The following is a 15,194-nucleotide window of genomic DNA, read 5'->3' on the forward strand; positions in this document are numbered from 1 at the left end:
CGACCCGTCTCGGCCACGATCCGCACAGCCCCCTCACGAAACTCCGCGTCGAACTTCCGTCGCTTCTCCGCCATGACTCTCAACTTCCCCTGCAGTCAAGGCTCCACGCTACGAGGGGAAGGTCAGGTGGCCTTTGAGCGTTGACTGCAACACGGTGTCCGGAGGGTCCTGAGGCGGTCCGGACTGAAACGCAAAAGGCCGGGGCCCCTGCCACTTGGCAGGGGCCCCGGCTGGGGTCTGACTAATACTCAGCTTGAAATTTAATCTCTGCGGGCTTGATGTTCCTTGATCGATTCGGCTCGTTTGACGGTCTTGCCGACGTTGTGGTGCCCGGCTCGGTGCTTGTTCTTCGATCCCGAAGGTCGTCCGGGGCCGGGTCGGGACGGTTTCGGTGCGGCTGCCGGGCGGGCCGCGGTCGCGCGGACGTTGCGAAACCCCCGCCTGACCCGGGCGGGGGTGAGGCGACGAGGTTCGGTTCGTCGTTCCCAGGGCCGCCGAAGGTCTTCCGTGAGGGGCCGGGCGAGACAGAGCTGGGTATGCGCGGCGATGATCAGCCAGGTCCACAGATCGGCGGTGCCAGCGCGGCGGATCTTCGGTGCGGTCCATCCGAGGGTCTGCTTCATCAGCCGGAAGGTGTGCTCCAGGTCGAAGCGGCGAAGGAACGACTGCCACCACCGGTCCACGTCCGCCGGCGCGGCCGAGGTAGCGGAGCACCACAGCCAGACCGGCTTCGGGTCGCGGTCACCCGGCAGATACTCCACCTTCAGCCGCATCAACGTGCCGTGCAGGACGGGCAGTTCCTCTTCCGCGCGCTCCAGCCAGGGGCCGCGGTGAGTGAGCCGGGGATGCATACGGTCCCAGGCCATCGTCTCTGCCTTGCCGTAGCGGGTGGTGTCCGTGGCGGTGGTGACGTCGGGCTGGTGCCAGGTGTCGGGCTTGGCGAAGGTGAGGACGCCGCCGTGCCGGCGGGGCCGCCCGCCCTTCGGTCCGGAGCGGGCGAGGCCCGGGTCTCGAAGCATGACGCGGTCCGAGCGCAGTCGTCCGAGCAGCACGACGGGCAGATCCTGCAGGGAGTGGGAGAGGTAGGTGACGTCGTAGCCGGCGTCCATGACGATCAGGATCTCGGGGTCGCCCGGCTTCCAGTGCCCCGCGTCGGCCAGGCGTTCCACGACCTCGCGGAGCTGGGCGGCGGTGACGAGCGTCGCGTCGTCCGCGGGTCCGAGCCGCAGGGCGTCCAGTAGCCGGCACCAGGAGGTGCGGCCTGTTTCCAGGGCGGCGACGAAGGAGTACGGCCAGCCCGGGATGAACTGGTCCGTCTTGCGGTCGCCACGTCCGTAGACGTGGCAGAACAGCCGGTCGTCGCTGGTGGGAGCGTCGGGACGGAGCCAGTTGCTTACGTCCACGGCCAGTGCGATCCGCCCGTCGGCCGTCTTCGGCAGCGGTAGGCCGGCCAGAGCGCGTCGCAGACGCGACGGTTCGGTCCAGCCGCGGTCCAGCCCCGCATACAGAGCGCCGTGTCCGCGCCGGTGCTCGGCCGTCAGCGACAACTCGACCAGGGTGTTCACCGGCCCGTCCGCACACAGCACCGCGTCGGTGAGCTCGAAGAGCGCGTCAGGCCGGGCATACAGGCAGTCGTAGAACTCGACACGAAAGCGGGACAACACATCCAATGCCTCGCGTCCGGACACGTCGGCAGACAGACTCATACACAGCGGCCGTTCTCTGGTGCTTTGTTACTCGACATCTCGAAGCGTGGAGAACGGCCGCCTCCGCTGTCCCGGGAAACACTGCAGATCAGCAGGTCGGGTGACGAGCGAGGATAAACGCCAAGCTTAGATGTCGCTGGATTCGGTTGCCGATGGTGTCCGTGGTGGGTGAGGCGGATGTGGCGCAGTATTCGCACGGCTGCGGTCAGCTCTCGTAGAGGGCGCGCATCATGTCGGCCCACTGCTGCGCGCGGGTCATGTCGCCGGCGCAGCTGGTGCAGTGAGGCACCCTGTCGGTGCGCGTGGGGTGCGGCGTGTTCGAGCGGACGTCGGCGGTGGGGCGCAGCGTGAGAGGGCGGCGGCACAGCGGGCAGAGGTCTCCGTGGAGCAGTTCGTTGGTCATGCGGCGGACTGTGCACACGGCCGCGGCTTACCGTCTCGGGCTGGCTCGGCGGCCCGCCTGGCGGGCGCTCCGGTAAAGATTCGGTGATGGCCTCCCGCCCGGCGGGAAGGACCCCAGTTCGCGCTTTTGCGCAGGTCAAGCCCGGTGTTCCATGGGTCGATGATCAGCCAAACACCGATCCGTCCGGGAGACGGGCGCTATCTCTTCCGCGGCGTGATGGTCGGCGACGGCCACCGTGCTGCGGGCACGTCGCTGTCCGCCGCCCAGGACGAAGCCGGTGTCCCGCCCAGTGTCTGGAAGGGCCGGGGCTTGGCCGCGGTCGGCCTGGCGGCCTGGGATGTGGTGACCGAGCGGCAGGCCGAGCTGCTTCTGGGGGAAGGCCGGCACCCGGACGCTGACCGGATCGAGTGCGAGCGCCTGGAGGCGGGCGACGATCCGGCGAAGGCCCGGCGGGCGACCGTGCTGGGCAGGCCCATCGAGCACAACCGGTCGCCGAAGACCGAGAAGGCCAAGGAGCGCGTCCCCTGGCTCGGCATGCACCTGGTGTTCCGGCCCCCGCCGACGGCGCACATCGCGTGGGCGCTGATGGATGACGAGGTTCGTCGGGTGCTGGAGCTGTGCCAGGACACCGCCGTGGACAGGACGCTGGAGTGGGTGGGGGAGTCGGTCGCGCAGATCCGGTGGGGGAGTGGCGGCAAGCGCCGTAGGCAGATCCGGGACGGGCTGATCGTCGCGGTGTTCCGCCACTACGAGTCCAGAGCTGAGGAGTCGAAGCCACTTCTCCATGATCATGCGCTGGTATCGATCCGTGTCCGGCGGCCGGACGACAAGGGGACGTGGGGGAACCTGTCGGCGGACTCGACGCTGGCCCACATTGTCGCTGCCGACACGCTTTACATCCTCTTCTTCATGGAGGAGGTGTCCGCCCGGCTCGGGTGGGCGTGGGAGCCGCGCGAGGTAACGCCGGGCCGCCGTCCCGTCATGGAGATAGCGGGGATCGATCAGCGGCTCATCGGCTGGCAGTCGACGCGCCGTCAGCAGATCGAGGAGGCGCTGTTCGTCCTCACTGCCGATTACGTGGAGGAGCACGGGCATGCGCCGGGGGAGCGGGCCGCCTACGGGCTGGCCTGCCGGGCCGCCGACCGCACGCGCCCGCCGAAGCGCAAGGAGCTGCGGTCGCTGTCCGACCTGCGGATGCGTTGGCGGGAGTCGGCCATCGCCTCGTTCGGCACCGACGTCGTGGACCGGCTCGCGGAGCGGGCGCGGGCGGCGGCCGCGGCGGTGTGGGCCCGGGTGCGGCCGGTGGTCGACATCGTCCTGGCCGCCGTCGACGTCACGGCAGTGGTGTACGTGATGCGTGGTGCCTTCAAGCGCCACCATCTGCTCGCCGAAGCGCGCCGCTACCTCTCCTACGTCCTGCGCGGCCGGCCGCACCAGCCCGGCCTGGACGAACGGATCGTGCAGGCGGTCATCGACGACTACACCCGCCCCGTCGGCCGGGGCCTGATGATGACCGCTGATCTGCGCGCCCTGTACCCGCGCGACACGGAGGACCAGACCGTGCTGCGCCCGCTGACCCGCAAGCGGACCGCCCCCCTCTACGCGCGGGCCCGTCTGGCCGCCGGCGCGTTGAGGGCCCGGGTTCACGCGGCGCGCCGCTCGGAGCGCCTGGGTTCCCGTGCCCGCCCACACATCGTCGCCGTGCCCGGCGCCTCGCGGTCTGGCCCGCGTCCCTCGCGCCCGGACCGGAAGGCCGGCCGTGACCAGGTGCAGCAGGGGACCGATGTTGCCGCGCTGGAGCAGACCCGCGCCACGATCGAGGCCGTCGCCAAGATGGCCGTCAAGCTCCAGGACGGCGTCCGGGAGCGCGCCGTCGCCCGTGGCCCCCGGCCGCAGCCCGCCCCGTCGGCGCCCGCGCCGTCACACACCCAGCAGCCCGGCGTGCAGCAGACGCCGGGCCGGACACCCACTGGAGGACTCGCATGACCACACCGGAGAACCCCGGGAATCCCGAGATCCTGGGATTGAAGGACGCCCTCGCCCGAGCCCGCGCAGCGAGTGAGGAGATGGCCTCCACGCTCAGAGAGGGTCAGCAGCCCGAGACCGAGGAGCCCTTGGGGTGGCAGCCGATCTGGAAGCGGCCCCGGACACCGAAGTCGGAGGCGGACAAGAAGGAGGAGCTGCGCAAGCAGCGGCGGCGGCTCCAGGACGCCGCCAGGCGCCGCCTCGCGGCCGGGGAGTCGCGCCGGCCCCGCTCCAGGCAGAGCCGGATCGGCAACGCCGCCGCGCGACGCGATGCCCGCGCCCTGTCCCGGGTGCGGCACTCCACCGGCTGGCTGTGGTGACGATGCCGGGCATCGCCCACCGAGTGGAACCACGATGTTCAGCATCCAGTGGACGATGCCCGGCATCGGATGCAGAGCATCGGGTGGCCTCCACCCGGTGGACTCCACTGGGCCTTCGCCAACTTGAAGTGGCAGGTCAAAGGGCTGGTGTGACCGGTGCCCGGGGTGCTCACGCTGGTCGTGGGTGGCTGTTCGCGCAGTAGATCGTCCGTCAGAGGTAGGTTGCCGCCCTTTTCGGTGCTCGAATCGGTGGCGGACGTGCGCTTCTCGACCAGTGACAGGCGTGACTCCGAAGCCCGAGCCGTTCGACGTACGATGCCGAGATGCACGCAGGCAGCTCTCGGGACGATCACGCCCTCCTCCTCAATGGCACTGTCGGTGTGGGCAAGACAACCGTTGCCGAGGGCGTGGGCGACCTTCTCGCCGATGCCGGGGTTCCTCATGCTGTCGTCGATCTCGACTGGCTGCGCAAGTCGTGGCCTGCGCCTCCCGGTGACCGTTTCAATTTCGGCATGATGGTGCGGAATCTGCGGAGCATCGCCGGTCACTATATTGATGCCGGAGCGACGCGCCTCGTCCTCGCTGGTGTGATTGAGGACCAGGACGAGAGGAAGCTACTGGCCGATGCCGTGGGTGCTGAACTCACGGTTTGTCGGCTCCAGGCTGAGCTGTCGATCATCCACCAGCGACTGGCCCAACGCCACGACAGCGAACCCGAAGCACTGCGATGGCACCTGAACCGGTCGGGTGAACTGGACGGAATCCTCAGCCGGTCCGCAGTCGACGACTTCACCGTCGATGTCGGCACAAACTCCGTCACTGACGTCGCCGTATCGGTGCTTAGGGCAGCAGGCTGGACGTGACCATCGGCTTGCTGTCGGCGTACACGTGAACATGGCTCTGGCTTGATTTTCGTAGGTAGAGATCATCTCCGCGTGAGGGTCGGCCGGCCCGCGTACCGGGCAGGATCTGGTAGTGCCCTGTTGAACTGGATTCTCTGTTACCGCACTTGACGAGCGTGCTGGTGGTCTCGGTCGATTCCTCTGGCCCTGTGCTGATCGTCCGGGCCCGGACGCGAGCCCGTGCTCCCGCAGGCTGCACGGGGTGCGGGACATCGAGTGAGTGGGTCCACAGCCGCTACGAACGCCACCTCGCGGATACGGCTCTGGGCGGCCGGCCGGTCCGGATCGACTTGAGTGTGCGCCGCCTGTACTGCGAGAACCCGGACTGCCCGAAGGTGACCTTCGCCGAGCAGGTGCCGGGGCTGACGGTCCGCTACCAGCGGCGCACGCCGTTGCTGCAGCAGGTAGTCGAGTCGGTCGGCGTGCTCCTGGCAGGCCGCGGCGGGGCCCGCATGCTGCACGTCATCGCCGTGGCGCTCTCGCGGTGCACCGTGCTCTCTCAGTTGATGAGGGTGCCGCTGCCACCGTTGATTACACCGAGGGTGTTGGGAGTGGACGACTTCGCGTTGTACGGCGACACCTACGGCACGCTCCTGGTCGACGCCACCACCCGCCTTCCGCTCACCTTGTGGGAAGGCCGGGACGCCGAACAGCTCGGCCGGTGGCTGCGCGGGCATCCCGGCGTCGAGGTCGCCTGCCGCGACGGCTCCCTCGTCTACCGCCAAGGCATCACCTCGGGTGCCCCCGATGCCCTTCAGATCAGCGACCGCTTTCACCTCTGGCAGGGGCTGTCCCGGCAGGTTCAGAAGGTCGCTTCCACCCACCGCGCCTGCCTGCCCGCCGCACTCCCCGAGCCCGATCCGGCGCCCGCCGAAACATCGTCCGCAGCAACGGAACCCACAGACACCCGCGCGGGCCAGCACGCACAGCGGCTGTTCGAGGCCGTTCACACCCTCACCGAACGGGGCCGCTCCTACAGCAGCATGTCTCGTGAACTGGGTCTGGACCGCCGCACGGTCCGCAAATACGCCCGTGCGCGCACGTGGCAGGAGGTCATGCGACGTTCTCCCCGCAAGCCCTCTACGTTGGACCCTTACCTCGACTACCTGCAACAACGCTGGGACGAGGGCCAGCACAGCGCGACGATCCTCCACCAGGAACTCCGGACCAAGGGCTACCTGGGGCACTACCAGCGGGTCAAAATGGCCGTCGCACCCCTGCGCCGCGGTCTGCCCCTGGACACACCACGCGAACGGCCGCCGTCCCCGCGCGAGGTATCCCGCTGGATCATCACCGCTCCCGGACGGCATACCCCGCACACATCACAGCGCCTGCACCAGCTCCTTGACCACTGCCCCGAACTCCAGCTCGCCCATCACCTGGTCCGCCAGTTCGCCGCCATGCTCGACAACCGCGACGCCGGCCCGCTGCCGGACTGGCTCGACCAGCTCACCGCCAGCGGGCTGGCACCGCTCGCCGGCATGGCGAAAGCCCTGCGCGAAGACCAGTCCGCGGTCGCACTCGGGATCACCACCCTCTACAACTCCGGCGTCAACGAAGGCCGCATCACTGACGTCAAACTCCAGAAACGCCTCATGGGCGGACGCGCAGGGGTCTCCCTCCTTCGCCACCGGGTCGTGCTGATCGCCCACCTCCGGCGCCGGTACGCGGGCCGGCCGACCCTCACACCGAGATGATCTCTACCTACGAAAATCAAGCCAGAGCCGTGAACATCCCCAACCTCGTACGAATGAAAAGGGACAGTTGCTGATGCGGTGAGACCTGCTGCTCGGCACTCTGCTGCTTGGTCGATTCGGGCGGTGGAAGGGGCTGGCGGTGGTCTTGGATCCGCAGCGTTGGCTGGAGCTCCGGCGCTTTCGGGGCCTGCTCGAGTCCGGGGCGATGAGCCTGTCGGAGATCTCCAGGGAGACCGGCCTGGACCGCAAGACGGTCCGCAAGTACCTCTCGGCGCCGGGGTCGGGGACGCCTCCGCGGCGGTCGCCGAGCGGGCGGTCGCGAGCGAGGGTGATTGACGAGTTCGGGCCGCTAATCGACTCGATGCTCCGGGCCGAGGTCCTGATGAAGGCCCTGGTCATCCATGAGCGGCTGGCCCAGGAGTACGGGTTCACTGGGAACTATCAGCGGGTCAAGCTCTACGTTCAGACGGCCCGGCCCAGGATCGCCGAGGAACTCGGGATCACGCCCAAGGAACTGGCGGGGATGCACCGCCGGTTCGAAGTGATCCCCGGGGCTCAGGCACAGGTGGACTGGGGTGATGAGGGCAAGATCCTCGCCCACATGGGCATCCCGAAGGTCTACTCCTTCCACATGACGCTCTCGTACTCGCGCGACCCGTTCTGCTGCTTCACCACCAGCCAGGACCTGCAGACCTTCTTCGATTGCCACCGGCGGGCCTTCGCCCACTTCGGCGGTGCCCCGATGACGATCGTCTACGACCGGACCAAGACGGTTGTCCGCCGGCACGTAGCTCCTGGTGAGGCGGTCCCGCTGCATCCGGAAGCGGTCGGCTTCGCCGGCCACTACGACTTCGACATCGACGTCCTGGCCGCCTACCGGCCGCAGGGCAAGGGCCGGGTCGAGCGGCAGGTCCTGATCGTCCGCGACCACGTTCTGTCCGGCCGGTCGTTCTCCTCCGTCGAGGAGATGGACGCCGCGTTCACCGCCTGGGTGCCCGTGCGTCGGGCCCAGATCCACAAGACGCACCGCGAAGTCATCGCGGAGCGGGCCGCGAGGGACCACGCGGCCCTCAAGCCGCTGCCATCGGTCCCGTATCTGGTGGCCGAACGGCAGCTGCGGCACGTCGGCAAGGACTGCCTGGTCGCCTTCGACGGCAACCTCTACTCCGTGCCGGCCCGCCGAGTCCGTGCTCGTCAGCTGGTCGAGATTCGGGCAACGAAAGCCCAGGTCGTGCTGCATGGCACCCTCGCGGACGCCCACGGCAGTACGCTGCTGGCCACCCATCCCCGGGCCATCGGCCGCGGTGCCCGTGTCGTCGACGAATCGCACTGGGACGGCCTGCCCACCGGAAAGAACCGCCGGACCACCACCGGCGACATCCCCATCCAGCATCGCCGCGAGCGACCGCGGGGCGAGGAGACCGGCCCGTTGCAGGCCCTGCTGAACCGGGCCGCGGCCACTCGGATCGAGGTCGGGCGCCGGCCGTTGTCGGTCTATGACGAGCTGACCGGAACCCGCCCCTTCACCACCCATCGAGCGACGGAGGAACCGTCTTGAGCGAGCTCACCGGCAACCGCATCCGCACCACGGCTGGCAAGCTCGGCCTGCCCCACCTCGCGGAAACCATCAACGAGTTAACCCGCCGGGCGGACGAGGCGAAGATGGGCTACCTTGACTTCCTCGATCTGGTCCTCTCCGAGGAACTGGCCGTCCGCGACGACCGCCGGTTCCGCCAGGGCCTGCGGCTCTCCCGGCTGCCGCATCACAAGACGCTCGACGAGTACGACTTCTCGTTCCAGCCCGACCTCGACCCGCGCAAGGTCAAGGACCTGGCCACCCTCTCGTTCGTCGAGGCCAAGGCCAACGCAGCCCTGCTCGGGCCGACCGTTATCAACGGAAGAGCGCTTCGGCACGTGTGTTTGCCCACCTCGTGACGGTGTAGATATCGCAGCGACGATGAGGCTGTCGCTGCGAGTGACGACCTCCGTAGGATCGGAGCATGCCAGCTGACGAACACGTGCTCCGGTCTTCGTTCTCCGACCGCATCCAGCCGATCTCCACCCCTCGCGCGATGCTGATCTTGCCGCGCCGGATCTGGTCGGACGATTGCTGGCGGCGCATCCAGCTCGGTTACTCATCCAGCGACATGGACGAGAAGTGGGATGTCTTCGCAGAGGGCGACGTCGTCTTCCTGCACCGAAGCTGGACCGGCAACGGGGTCTTCGAGGCGACCTTCGCCCCGGCCAATGGCGGTGGCTGGCAGATCGCCAAGGCAGTGGTAGAGCGCGATCCAGAGCGCTATCGCAACGACGGCGATGAGTACGACTGCCTGATGCTCGAGCTGGTGCTCAGCGCGATCGTCCTCGGAGAGCCAGCGAAAGTCCTCAGGGAGAAGCTGGTGGAGTTGACCCGCAAGAGGTCGGGGAACACCGAAGTTCCCGCCGGGGTCGTGCAGCACAGTGCCTTGGGCCTGCGTTCGGGTTCGTAGGCCACGCTGCTTGCCGGTCAGCCGGGCTGGACCTGTCCGGGCGAGCCGCGGCGGGCGAGTTCGCGTCGGAGGTCGAGGTTTTCGCCGTGGGCCTGTTCGAGTGCGTCCCGCAGAGCCTGAACTTCTTCTCGGTGCTGCTTCTTCAGACGGGTGATCTGGCTGGTCAGCGCGAGGACGAGGGTGCTTTGATCGTCGGCCGCAGACGCCTGTGCGGGGACCGGGCGAGCCTGAGCCCTCAGACGTTCGATACGACCACGCAGGTCGGGGTGGTTATAGAGGAACGCGTGGGAGACGCCGGCCTCGCGCTGAACGGCCTGGAAGGTGATTGGCTCTCCGCGCTTGACGAGGGTGCGGACGGCCTGCTCGGCGGCTTTCGTCTTGGCCTGGGACTTTGCCTTCGCGGCGGCGGCGAGGGTCTGGGTTCGCTGGGTGCGAGTGTCGGTCATGGCCGGGTCCTTCGGTGGCGGTCGAGGTTGAGGGTGAGGGGGACGGGTCCGGTGGGGGCGGTGCCGCAGCCGGCGCCCTGAACTGCCCGGCCGGGCTTGTCGCGGATGGTGTCCAGCAGCTTGGTGAGGGCCGCGTGCTCGGCCCGCCGTTGCAGGAGCCAGACGTTGTCCTCGGGCATGGGGCGGCCGTGACGTTCCTGGAAGGCGGTGGTGCTGCGGTCGATCAGTGCTGCGGTTTCGGTCAACTGCCGTTCCAGGGCGGGTTGGTGGGAGGCGTCGGTGACGAAGACCGAGCAGGTCAGGCAGGCGTTTCCCTTGTCGCAGGTCTGCATCGGCGGCAGCATGCACCAGCCGTGGGGAAGGAACCGGTCGGCGCGGTTGAACAGGTGGAGGCTGTCGTGGTCGTCGCGGGAGAAGATGATGTGGGTGCCGTCGGCCCGCAGCTTGGCGGTGGCCAGGAATGCCTGTTCGGCGTGTTCCTGGCGGGCGGCGACGTAGTGCATCGACATTGACGGGGTGGCATGTCCGGCATAGCGCATCAACACGTGCACGGGCAGGCCGAGTTCGGCGAGTCGGGTCAGCTTGGTGTGGCGGAAGCGGTGGGTGTGGCTCAGCCCGACCGGCTTGCCTTTGCTGTCGGTGATCTTCACGGTCTTGCTGAACTCGCGGAGCATCCAGCTGTAGGTGCCCGAGGGGTAGGGCTTGTCGCCCTGGCGGTTGCCGGTCCGCTGCATGAAGAGGTGGCGTGGGGTGATGCCGGGGAAGCGGTCACGGATCCACTGCCGCTGTTCGTTGATGACCGCGACGACCTCGCGGTCGACGAGGATGTTGTCCGGCGCGATATCGATCTTGCTCTGTGCGTAGTGGAAGCGGGCGATCTCCTCGCCCTCGGCGGCGGCGGCGTCGTCCGGCCGGTCGGGGACCGGGGAGAGGCAGTCGAAACGGCAGGTGCGGATCTCGCTGGCCCGCCGGCCGGTGAGGATCTGCAGCAGGATCATGCGCATGGCCTGCGGGTCGTCCATACCCCGGACGGTGGCCTGCTGTCCGTCACCACGCGTGAGCGTCATCTCTTCCGTGCGGCTCAGGCCGAGCAGGGGCAGGGCGGCGGGGATCTGCGCGAGCGCGTGGTCGTCGACGTAGTGCTCGTCGTTGAGTTCGCGCTGGTGCGGGATGCGGGAGACCTGGCGGAACCAGCCGGCCGCGTGCGCGTCAGTGACGCGCGACCACGGGTGCATCCCCAGGACCTGGCGGACCTCGGCGGGGTTGGCCGCGATGAACGCGAACAGTTCGGCGACGGCCCGCAGGTCGTCGTTGACCAGCCGGGGATGGACGGGCTTGTGGGCGAATCGTTGCTCGGACCGGCGAAGGAGCCGGTTGGTGGGGTCGGAGTCCCAGTGGCGGAAGGCGGCGGCCAGCTGGACCGCATGGGCGGGATCACCCAGGACGTCCAGCGGGTCAGTGAAGGTCGTCGACAGCCACCGGTCGAAGCGGACCAGGCAGCGGATTCGCTCCTGGCTCACCGTGGACCAGCGCAGGACTCCCGCTTCGAGCTGGGTGCCGAGCCACCACTTCACCGCCTCCCGCAGCCACCCCTGGCTGATCGTGGAGGGTGAACAGCCGTAGTGGGCCTGGGGTTCGTGCTCCGCGAGCGGGATCCGCGGGTCGCATCTGGGGTGCCACTCATCCAGTGTCCACCAGGGCTTGTCGGTGCAGCGGGCGAGCAGGGCGAGGCGGGAGAAACGGAAGATGACCCGCAGCCGGGCGATGCTGCCGTGCGGCGGGAGCCGGCCCCAGCGGGTGGCATAGAACCACCGCTGCAGGGCGGCGGCCGTCTCCCAGTCCATGGCGCGGATCGAGGCTGGGAACGGGTGCCTCTCGCGGATCGCCCGTCGCAGGATGTTCGCGAACTGGTTGGTGCCCAGCACCGCCGAGCGGGTCCCGTCCAGGGCCTGCCAGTGCGACATCCAGGCCAGTTCGGCAGGCATCGGATCGGGCAGGCCCCGCAGGTCGATCCGGCGGTCGCCGTTCTCGGTGATCTTCTCCCAGTCCTCGATGCCGTCACCGATGACCGGCCCTTTCCACGGCTCGGGCAGATCAGACCACAGCCGCCAGATCGGATCCTCGCTGCCGGCGGCGTGCAGACGGCGCTGTTCACCGGCCATCGGTCACCTGCCAGGAGGAGACGTACGACTTCCAGTTCGCCGCGGCCCGCAGGGCCTCGTCCTCCCGGACCCAGCCATAGAGGTCGAGCGTGGTCTGCACGTGTGCGTGTCCAAGTCGCCGGGAGACCACCCACTCCGGGGTTCCGGCCAGCAACAACGCGGTCGCGTGAGAATGCCGGAACCAGTGCGGCGTCCAGAAAGCGGGACCAGTGCCCTTCCTTCGCAGGGCGGCGGTCTTGTCCCGCACCGTTCCCTCCCGCAGAGCGGCCAGCAGCGGCGGCCGGGTCAGGTTCACCAGCAGCGGCGCGTCCGTACGAATCTCGATGCCCAACTCGGCGGCTCGGCAGGCGAGATGGGTGAGGTAGTCGGCGAAGAGCTTCTCCAGATCCGTGCCGACGTAGACCCTCCGGGGGCGCATCATCTTCACCCTCGCCCCGTTCGGATTGTCCTCGCGGGGGACGATCTCGATATAGGGGGTGTTGCCGCGGCCCATGACGAAGTCGTCGATCCGCAGCCCCAGGGCCTCGCCCAGGCGCATCCCGCTCTCCGCCAGCAGCGCGAACAGTAGCCGGTCGCGCAGGTTGCCCGTCCACTCGCCGACCGAGGCGTCCGGCATCGCGCAGCCGTCCAGGATCGCCTGGATCTCTCCCGGCAGCAGCAGGGGCGGCCGTCCGCGATGCCGGTGGCGGCGGACCCTGAGCAGCGAGGACGGGCCTGGGGCGGTGCGGGCATCCAGGTGCGCGAGCAGGCCACGGGCCGGAGCCCTGCGTGGCGCCCCACGCATCAGCCGTCCCGCGACCGGGACGGAGAAGACCGCCTCCTGCCAGCGGTAGAAGGAGATCAGCGCGGCCAGCCTCGCCTCCAACGTCTCCGGCGCGGGCGCGTCTTCGGGCTCGACCAGGGCGTGCTCGACGGTGCGGCCGTTGCGCAACCAGGACAGGAACCCGGCGACGGCCGGGACCCCGAGATCCCTCCACTTCGCGGTCTCGTCGCGCTGTTCGAGGAACGTCCACCACTGGGCCAACGACGTGGCATAACCGCGGACGGTGTTCGGCGACCACAAGAACCGGTGGGCCTCCAGCCACTCTTCGACCGGGGCGACTGTCCGGTACTTCTCGTCGATCACGGTCCATGTCCGCTGCCCGCTGGCGGGCTGGACAGCCAGGCTGTGTGCCACTGATGCCGTTCCGTCTCGTTGAAGAACTCCCGTTGATAGCAATGCATCAACGACACAGAACGCTCACGGTGACGCTCGTGGCAGACAGAGAAGAGAGGGACTCAGGCCCCGTTGATAACGCCCGGCGTCGGAAAAACACACGTCGCCCAGGCCCTCGGTCACCTCGCGGTCCGCCAGGGCGCCCACGTCCGATTCGCCAAGACCAGCCGCATCCTCGCGGACCTCGCCGGCGGCCACGCGGACCGCACCTGGGACAAGCGGATCCGTGAACTGGTACGGCCCGACGTGCTCATCCTCGACGACTTCGCCATGCGCCAGCTCGGAGCGTCCCAGGCCGATGACCTCTATGAACTGGTGAGCGAACGGCAGGGACGGTCACTGATCATTACCAGCAACCGGGCACCCAGCGACTGGTATCCACTCTTCCCCAACCCCGTCGTCGCCGAGTCACTCCTGGACCGGCTGATCAACACCAGCCACCAGGTCATCATGAACGGCCCCAGCTACCGCCCGAACAAACGCCCCAAGAACCCCACCGACAAGCCCGCCAAGCCGCTCACCTAAGCACGCAGCCGGTCAGAATCCGGCGTCGGCCGGATGCTGATGCCCACACGGCGCCGGATTGCCGATCTTGTCGAAGACCTCGGCATCATTGGCCGAGTTCACCCACACCGTGATGCCCTGATCGTGAACTACCACGTTGAACGGAGACTCCTCGGGCTCGGTCTCGGTCACGACGGTGAACTCTTCACCCGGACGCATCCAGTGATCGGTTCCCCACGGCTCAATCCAAAGGCAGAGCATGCTGCCCGTCTCGTTGCTCACGCTCGTCTTCGACACGCAGGCACTCTAACGAGCGCCGTGATCAGCCCGACACCTCCCCTGGACCGAAGGCAGAGCCTGGGGAGTTACGTGAACTTAGACCTGGGGAATATCGCGATCGTCCACACCACCGAGTGGAGTGGGTATAGACGCAGACGACGGGCGGTTCATCCCCTGGTGCAGGGGTGGTACGCCCACGTGCGCATCTCCACCGAACGCTTCCTCCGTTCATCCCCTGGCGCAGGGGCCGGGCCACTGGCTCGACACTGGCGACTGCATCGAGGGCCGTTCATCCCCTGGCGCAGGGGGTGGGGCCCAAGGTGATCGCCGTCCCTGAGGTCCACGTCTGTCCATCCCCTGGCGCAGGGACGGCACACCGACGGCAAGGACTTCAAGAGCGTCGAGCGCCGTTCTTCCCCTGGCACAGAGGTGGCACAGAAACGGTCGGACAGTAGCGTCGCGGGCATTGAGTTCATCCCCTGGCGCAGGGGCGGCCCCTGGTGGTCAGCTGGAACGTGTCCGTGGCGAACCGTTCATGCCCTGCTTCAGGGGCGGCACTGCAGGATCGTGGCGAGGCGGGGGTCCTCCTGCCGTTCATGCCCTGGTGCAGGGACGGCACTCGGCGAGCTGTGCGCACTGCGCCTGGAGGACCGCTCCTCCCCTGGCGCAGGGGCGGCACGCCAGCGTGTTCGACGGGGCGTGGCTGGCGGTCCGTTCGTCCCCTGACGCAGTGAGCCTTTTCCAACCTGACTGCGGCGGTGAGGTGTTGGAGGTTGCCAGCTGTACGGAACGACGAAGCTCCTGGTAGACGGGTTCTCGACCAAGATCACCTGTGCCCTCCAGGAGCTTCGCGTGCTTGTCTACCCCTCGTCGATCGATCTGTCCAGCGGCACCCTGCGCTACCTGACCACGCGGCTTCGTGCCCGGCAGCGAGAGACCGGGACCCGGTGGCGACGGCTGCCTGCCGGCCGTCAGGCGCTGCTCGCCCTCGCCCACCTGCGGTGCGGGGACACCTACGCGCGGCTCGCCGCCGGGTTCGGCATCG

The 15,194-nt window shown here is 68.4% G+C and carries 13 protein-coding genes and 2 pseudogenes; 9 read left to right on the plus strand and 6 right to left on the minus strand.

Features of this window, described 5'->3' with window-relative positions:
- Positions 1-260: 260 nt before the first annotated feature.
- Together QMF80_RS36575 and QMF80_RS36580 are read right to left on the minus strand one after the other, a co-directional pair.
- Complete coding sequence (locus tag QMF80_RS36575; RefSeq protein ID WP_283461530.1) at positions 261-1,706, minus strand: NF041680 family putative transposase; 1,446 nt, start codon at positions 1,704-1,706, stop codon at positions 261-263.
- A 205-nt stretch (positions 1,707-1,911) separates the two neighbouring features.
- Positions 1,912-2,109, minus strand: a complete 198-nt coding sequence (locus QMF80_RS36580) for a hypothetical protein (RefSeq protein WP_283461532.1) — start codon at positions 2,107-2,109, stop codon at positions 1,912-1,914.
- 159 nt (positions 2,110-2,268) lie between these two features.
- Here QMF80_RS36580 and mobF point away from each other — a divergent pair, with 159 nt between their 5' ends.
- The 7 genes and pseudogenes from mobF (at position 2,269) to QMF80_RS36615 (ending at position 9,542) form a co-directional block, all read left to right on the plus strand.
- Entirely contained in the window at positions 2,269-4,095 is a 1,827-nt protein-coding gene (mobF, locus tag QMF80_RS36585; RefSeq protein ID WP_283461534.1) for a MobF family relaxase, read from the plus strand.
- The gene (locus tag QMF80_RS36590) at positions 4,092-4,454 is read left to right on the plus strand and encodes a hypothetical protein (RefSeq protein WP_283461536.1); all 363 of its coding nucleotides are present in this window, start codon (positions 4,092-4,094) and stop codon (positions 4,452-4,454) included. Before mobF ends, QMF80_RS36590 begins: the two co-directional genes overlap by 4 nt.
- Positions 4,455-4,777: 323 nt before the next feature.
- Positions 4,778-5,317, plus strand: coding sequence for a P-loop nucleotide/nucleoside kinase family protein (locus tag QMF80_RS36595; RefSeq protein ID WP_283461539.1), 540 nt, complete (start codon positions 4,778-4,780; stop codon positions 5,315-5,317).
- A 161-nt stretch (positions 5,318-5,478) separates the two neighbouring features.
- Entirely contained in the window at positions 5,479-7,053 is a 1,575-nt protein-coding gene (locus QMF80_RS36600) for an ISL3 family transposase (protein WP_283461555.1), read from the plus strand.
- 205 nt (positions 7,054-7,258) lie between these two features.
- On the plus strand, positions 7,259-8,611 hold the full coding sequence (gene istA, locus QMF80_RS36605) for an IS21 family transposase (protein ID WP_502962992.1): 1,353 nt from the start codon (positions 7,259-7,261) through the stop codon (positions 8,609-8,611).
- Positions 8,608-8,937, plus strand: a pseudogene (locus QMF80_RS36610) (ATP-binding protein); the annotation flags it as partial. The gene istA and the pseudogene QMF80_RS36610, both read left to right, overlap by 4 nt.
- Before the next feature lie 116 nt (positions 8,938-9,053).
- The gene (locus QMF80_RS36615; protein ID WP_502962993.1) at positions 9,054-9,542 is read left to right on the plus strand and encodes a hypothetical protein; all 489 of its coding nucleotides are present in this window, start codon (positions 9,054-9,056) and stop codon (positions 9,540-9,542) included.
- A 17-nt stretch (positions 9,543-9,559) separates the two neighbouring features.
- Here QMF80_RS36615 and QMF80_RS36620 read toward each other — a convergent pair whose 3' ends face one another.
- The 3 genes from QMF80_RS36620 to QMF80_RS36630 are packed head-to-tail and all read right to left on the minus strand — an operon-like array spanning position 9,560 to position 13,327.
- On the minus strand, positions 9,560-9,988 hold the full coding sequence (locus tag QMF80_RS36620; RefSeq protein WP_283461543.1) for a DUF6262 family protein: 429 nt from the start codon (positions 9,986-9,988) through the stop codon (positions 9,560-9,562).
- Positions 9,985-12,150: a tyrosine-type recombinase/integrase gene (locus tag QMF80_RS36625; protein WP_283461545.1), complete on the minus strand. Its 2,166-nt coding sequence runs from the start codon at positions 12,148-12,150 to the stop codon at positions 9,985-9,987. The genes QMF80_RS36620 and QMF80_RS36625 overlap by 4 nt, the downstream gene beginning before the upstream one ends.
- Positions 12,140-13,327, minus strand: coding sequence for a tyrosine-type recombinase/integrase (locus QMF80_RS36630; RefSeq protein WP_283461547.1), 1,188 nt, complete (start codon positions 13,325-13,327; stop codon positions 12,140-12,142). The genes QMF80_RS36625 and QMF80_RS36630 overlap by 11 nt, the downstream gene beginning before the upstream one ends.
- Positions 13,328-13,450: 123 nt before the next feature.
- On the opposite strand from QMF80_RS36630, the pseudogene QMF80_RS36635 reads away from it, so the two are divergent.
- Positions 13,451-13,891, plus strand: a pseudogene (locus tag QMF80_RS36635) (ATP-binding protein); the annotation flags it as partial.
- 12 nt (positions 13,892-13,903) lie between these two features.
- On the opposite strand, the gene QMF80_RS36640 reads toward QMF80_RS36635, so the two are convergent.
- A complete protein-coding gene (locus QMF80_RS36640) occupies positions 13,904-14,167 on the minus strand; it encodes a hypothetical protein (protein WP_283461551.1) in 264 nt (87 codons plus the stop codon).
- An 834-nt stretch (positions 14,168-15,001) separates the two neighbouring features.
- On the opposite strand from QMF80_RS36640, the gene QMF80_RS36645 reads away from it, so the two are divergent.
- Positions 15,002-15,194: transposase family protein (locus tag QMF80_RS36645; RefSeq protein ID WP_283461553.1), on the plus strand; the 193-nt coding region annotated here is incomplete at its 3' end.

Origin of the sequence: Streptomyces sp. G-G2 (assembly GCF_030063135.1) — a bacterium.
Taxonomy (GTDB): Bacteria; Actinomycetota; Actinomycetes; order Streptomycetales; family Streptomycetaceae; genus Streptomyces.

Coding starts and splice junctions, on each gene's coding strand:
- QMF80_RS36620 (WP_283461543.1), bottom strand. CDS start 9,988: ATGACCGACACTCGCACCCAGCGAACCCAGACCCTCGCCGCCGCCGCG.
- QMF80_RS36625 (WP_283461545.1), bottom strand. CDS start 12,150: ATGGCCGGTGAACAGCGCCGTCTGCACGCCGCCGGCAGCGAGGATCCG.
- QMF80_RS36615 (WP_502962993.1), top strand. CDS start 9,054: ATGCCAGCTGACGAACACGTGCTCCGGTCTTCGTTCTCCGACCGCATC.
- mobF (WP_283461534.1), top strand. CDS start 2,269: ATGATCAGCCAAACACCGATCCGTCCGGGAGACGGGCGCTATCTCTTC.
- QMF80_RS36575 (WP_283461530.1), bottom strand. CDS start 1,706: ATGAGTCTGTCTGCCGACGTGTCCGGACGCGAGGCATTGGATGTGTTG.
- QMF80_RS36580 (WP_283461532.1), bottom strand. CDS start 2,109: ATGACCAACGAACTGCTCCACGGAGACCTCTGCCCGCTGTGCCGCCGC.
- istA (WP_502962992.1), top strand. CDS start 7,259: ATGAGCCTGTCGGAGATCTCCAGGGAGACCGGCCTGGACCGCAAGACG.
- QMF80_RS36595 (WP_283461539.1), top strand. CDS start 4,778: ATGCACGCAGGCAGCTCTCGGGACGATCACGCCCTCCTCCTCAATGGC.
- QMF80_RS36590 (WP_283461536.1), top strand. CDS start 4,092: ATGACCACACCGGAGAACCCCGGGAATCCCGAGATCCTGGGATTGAAG.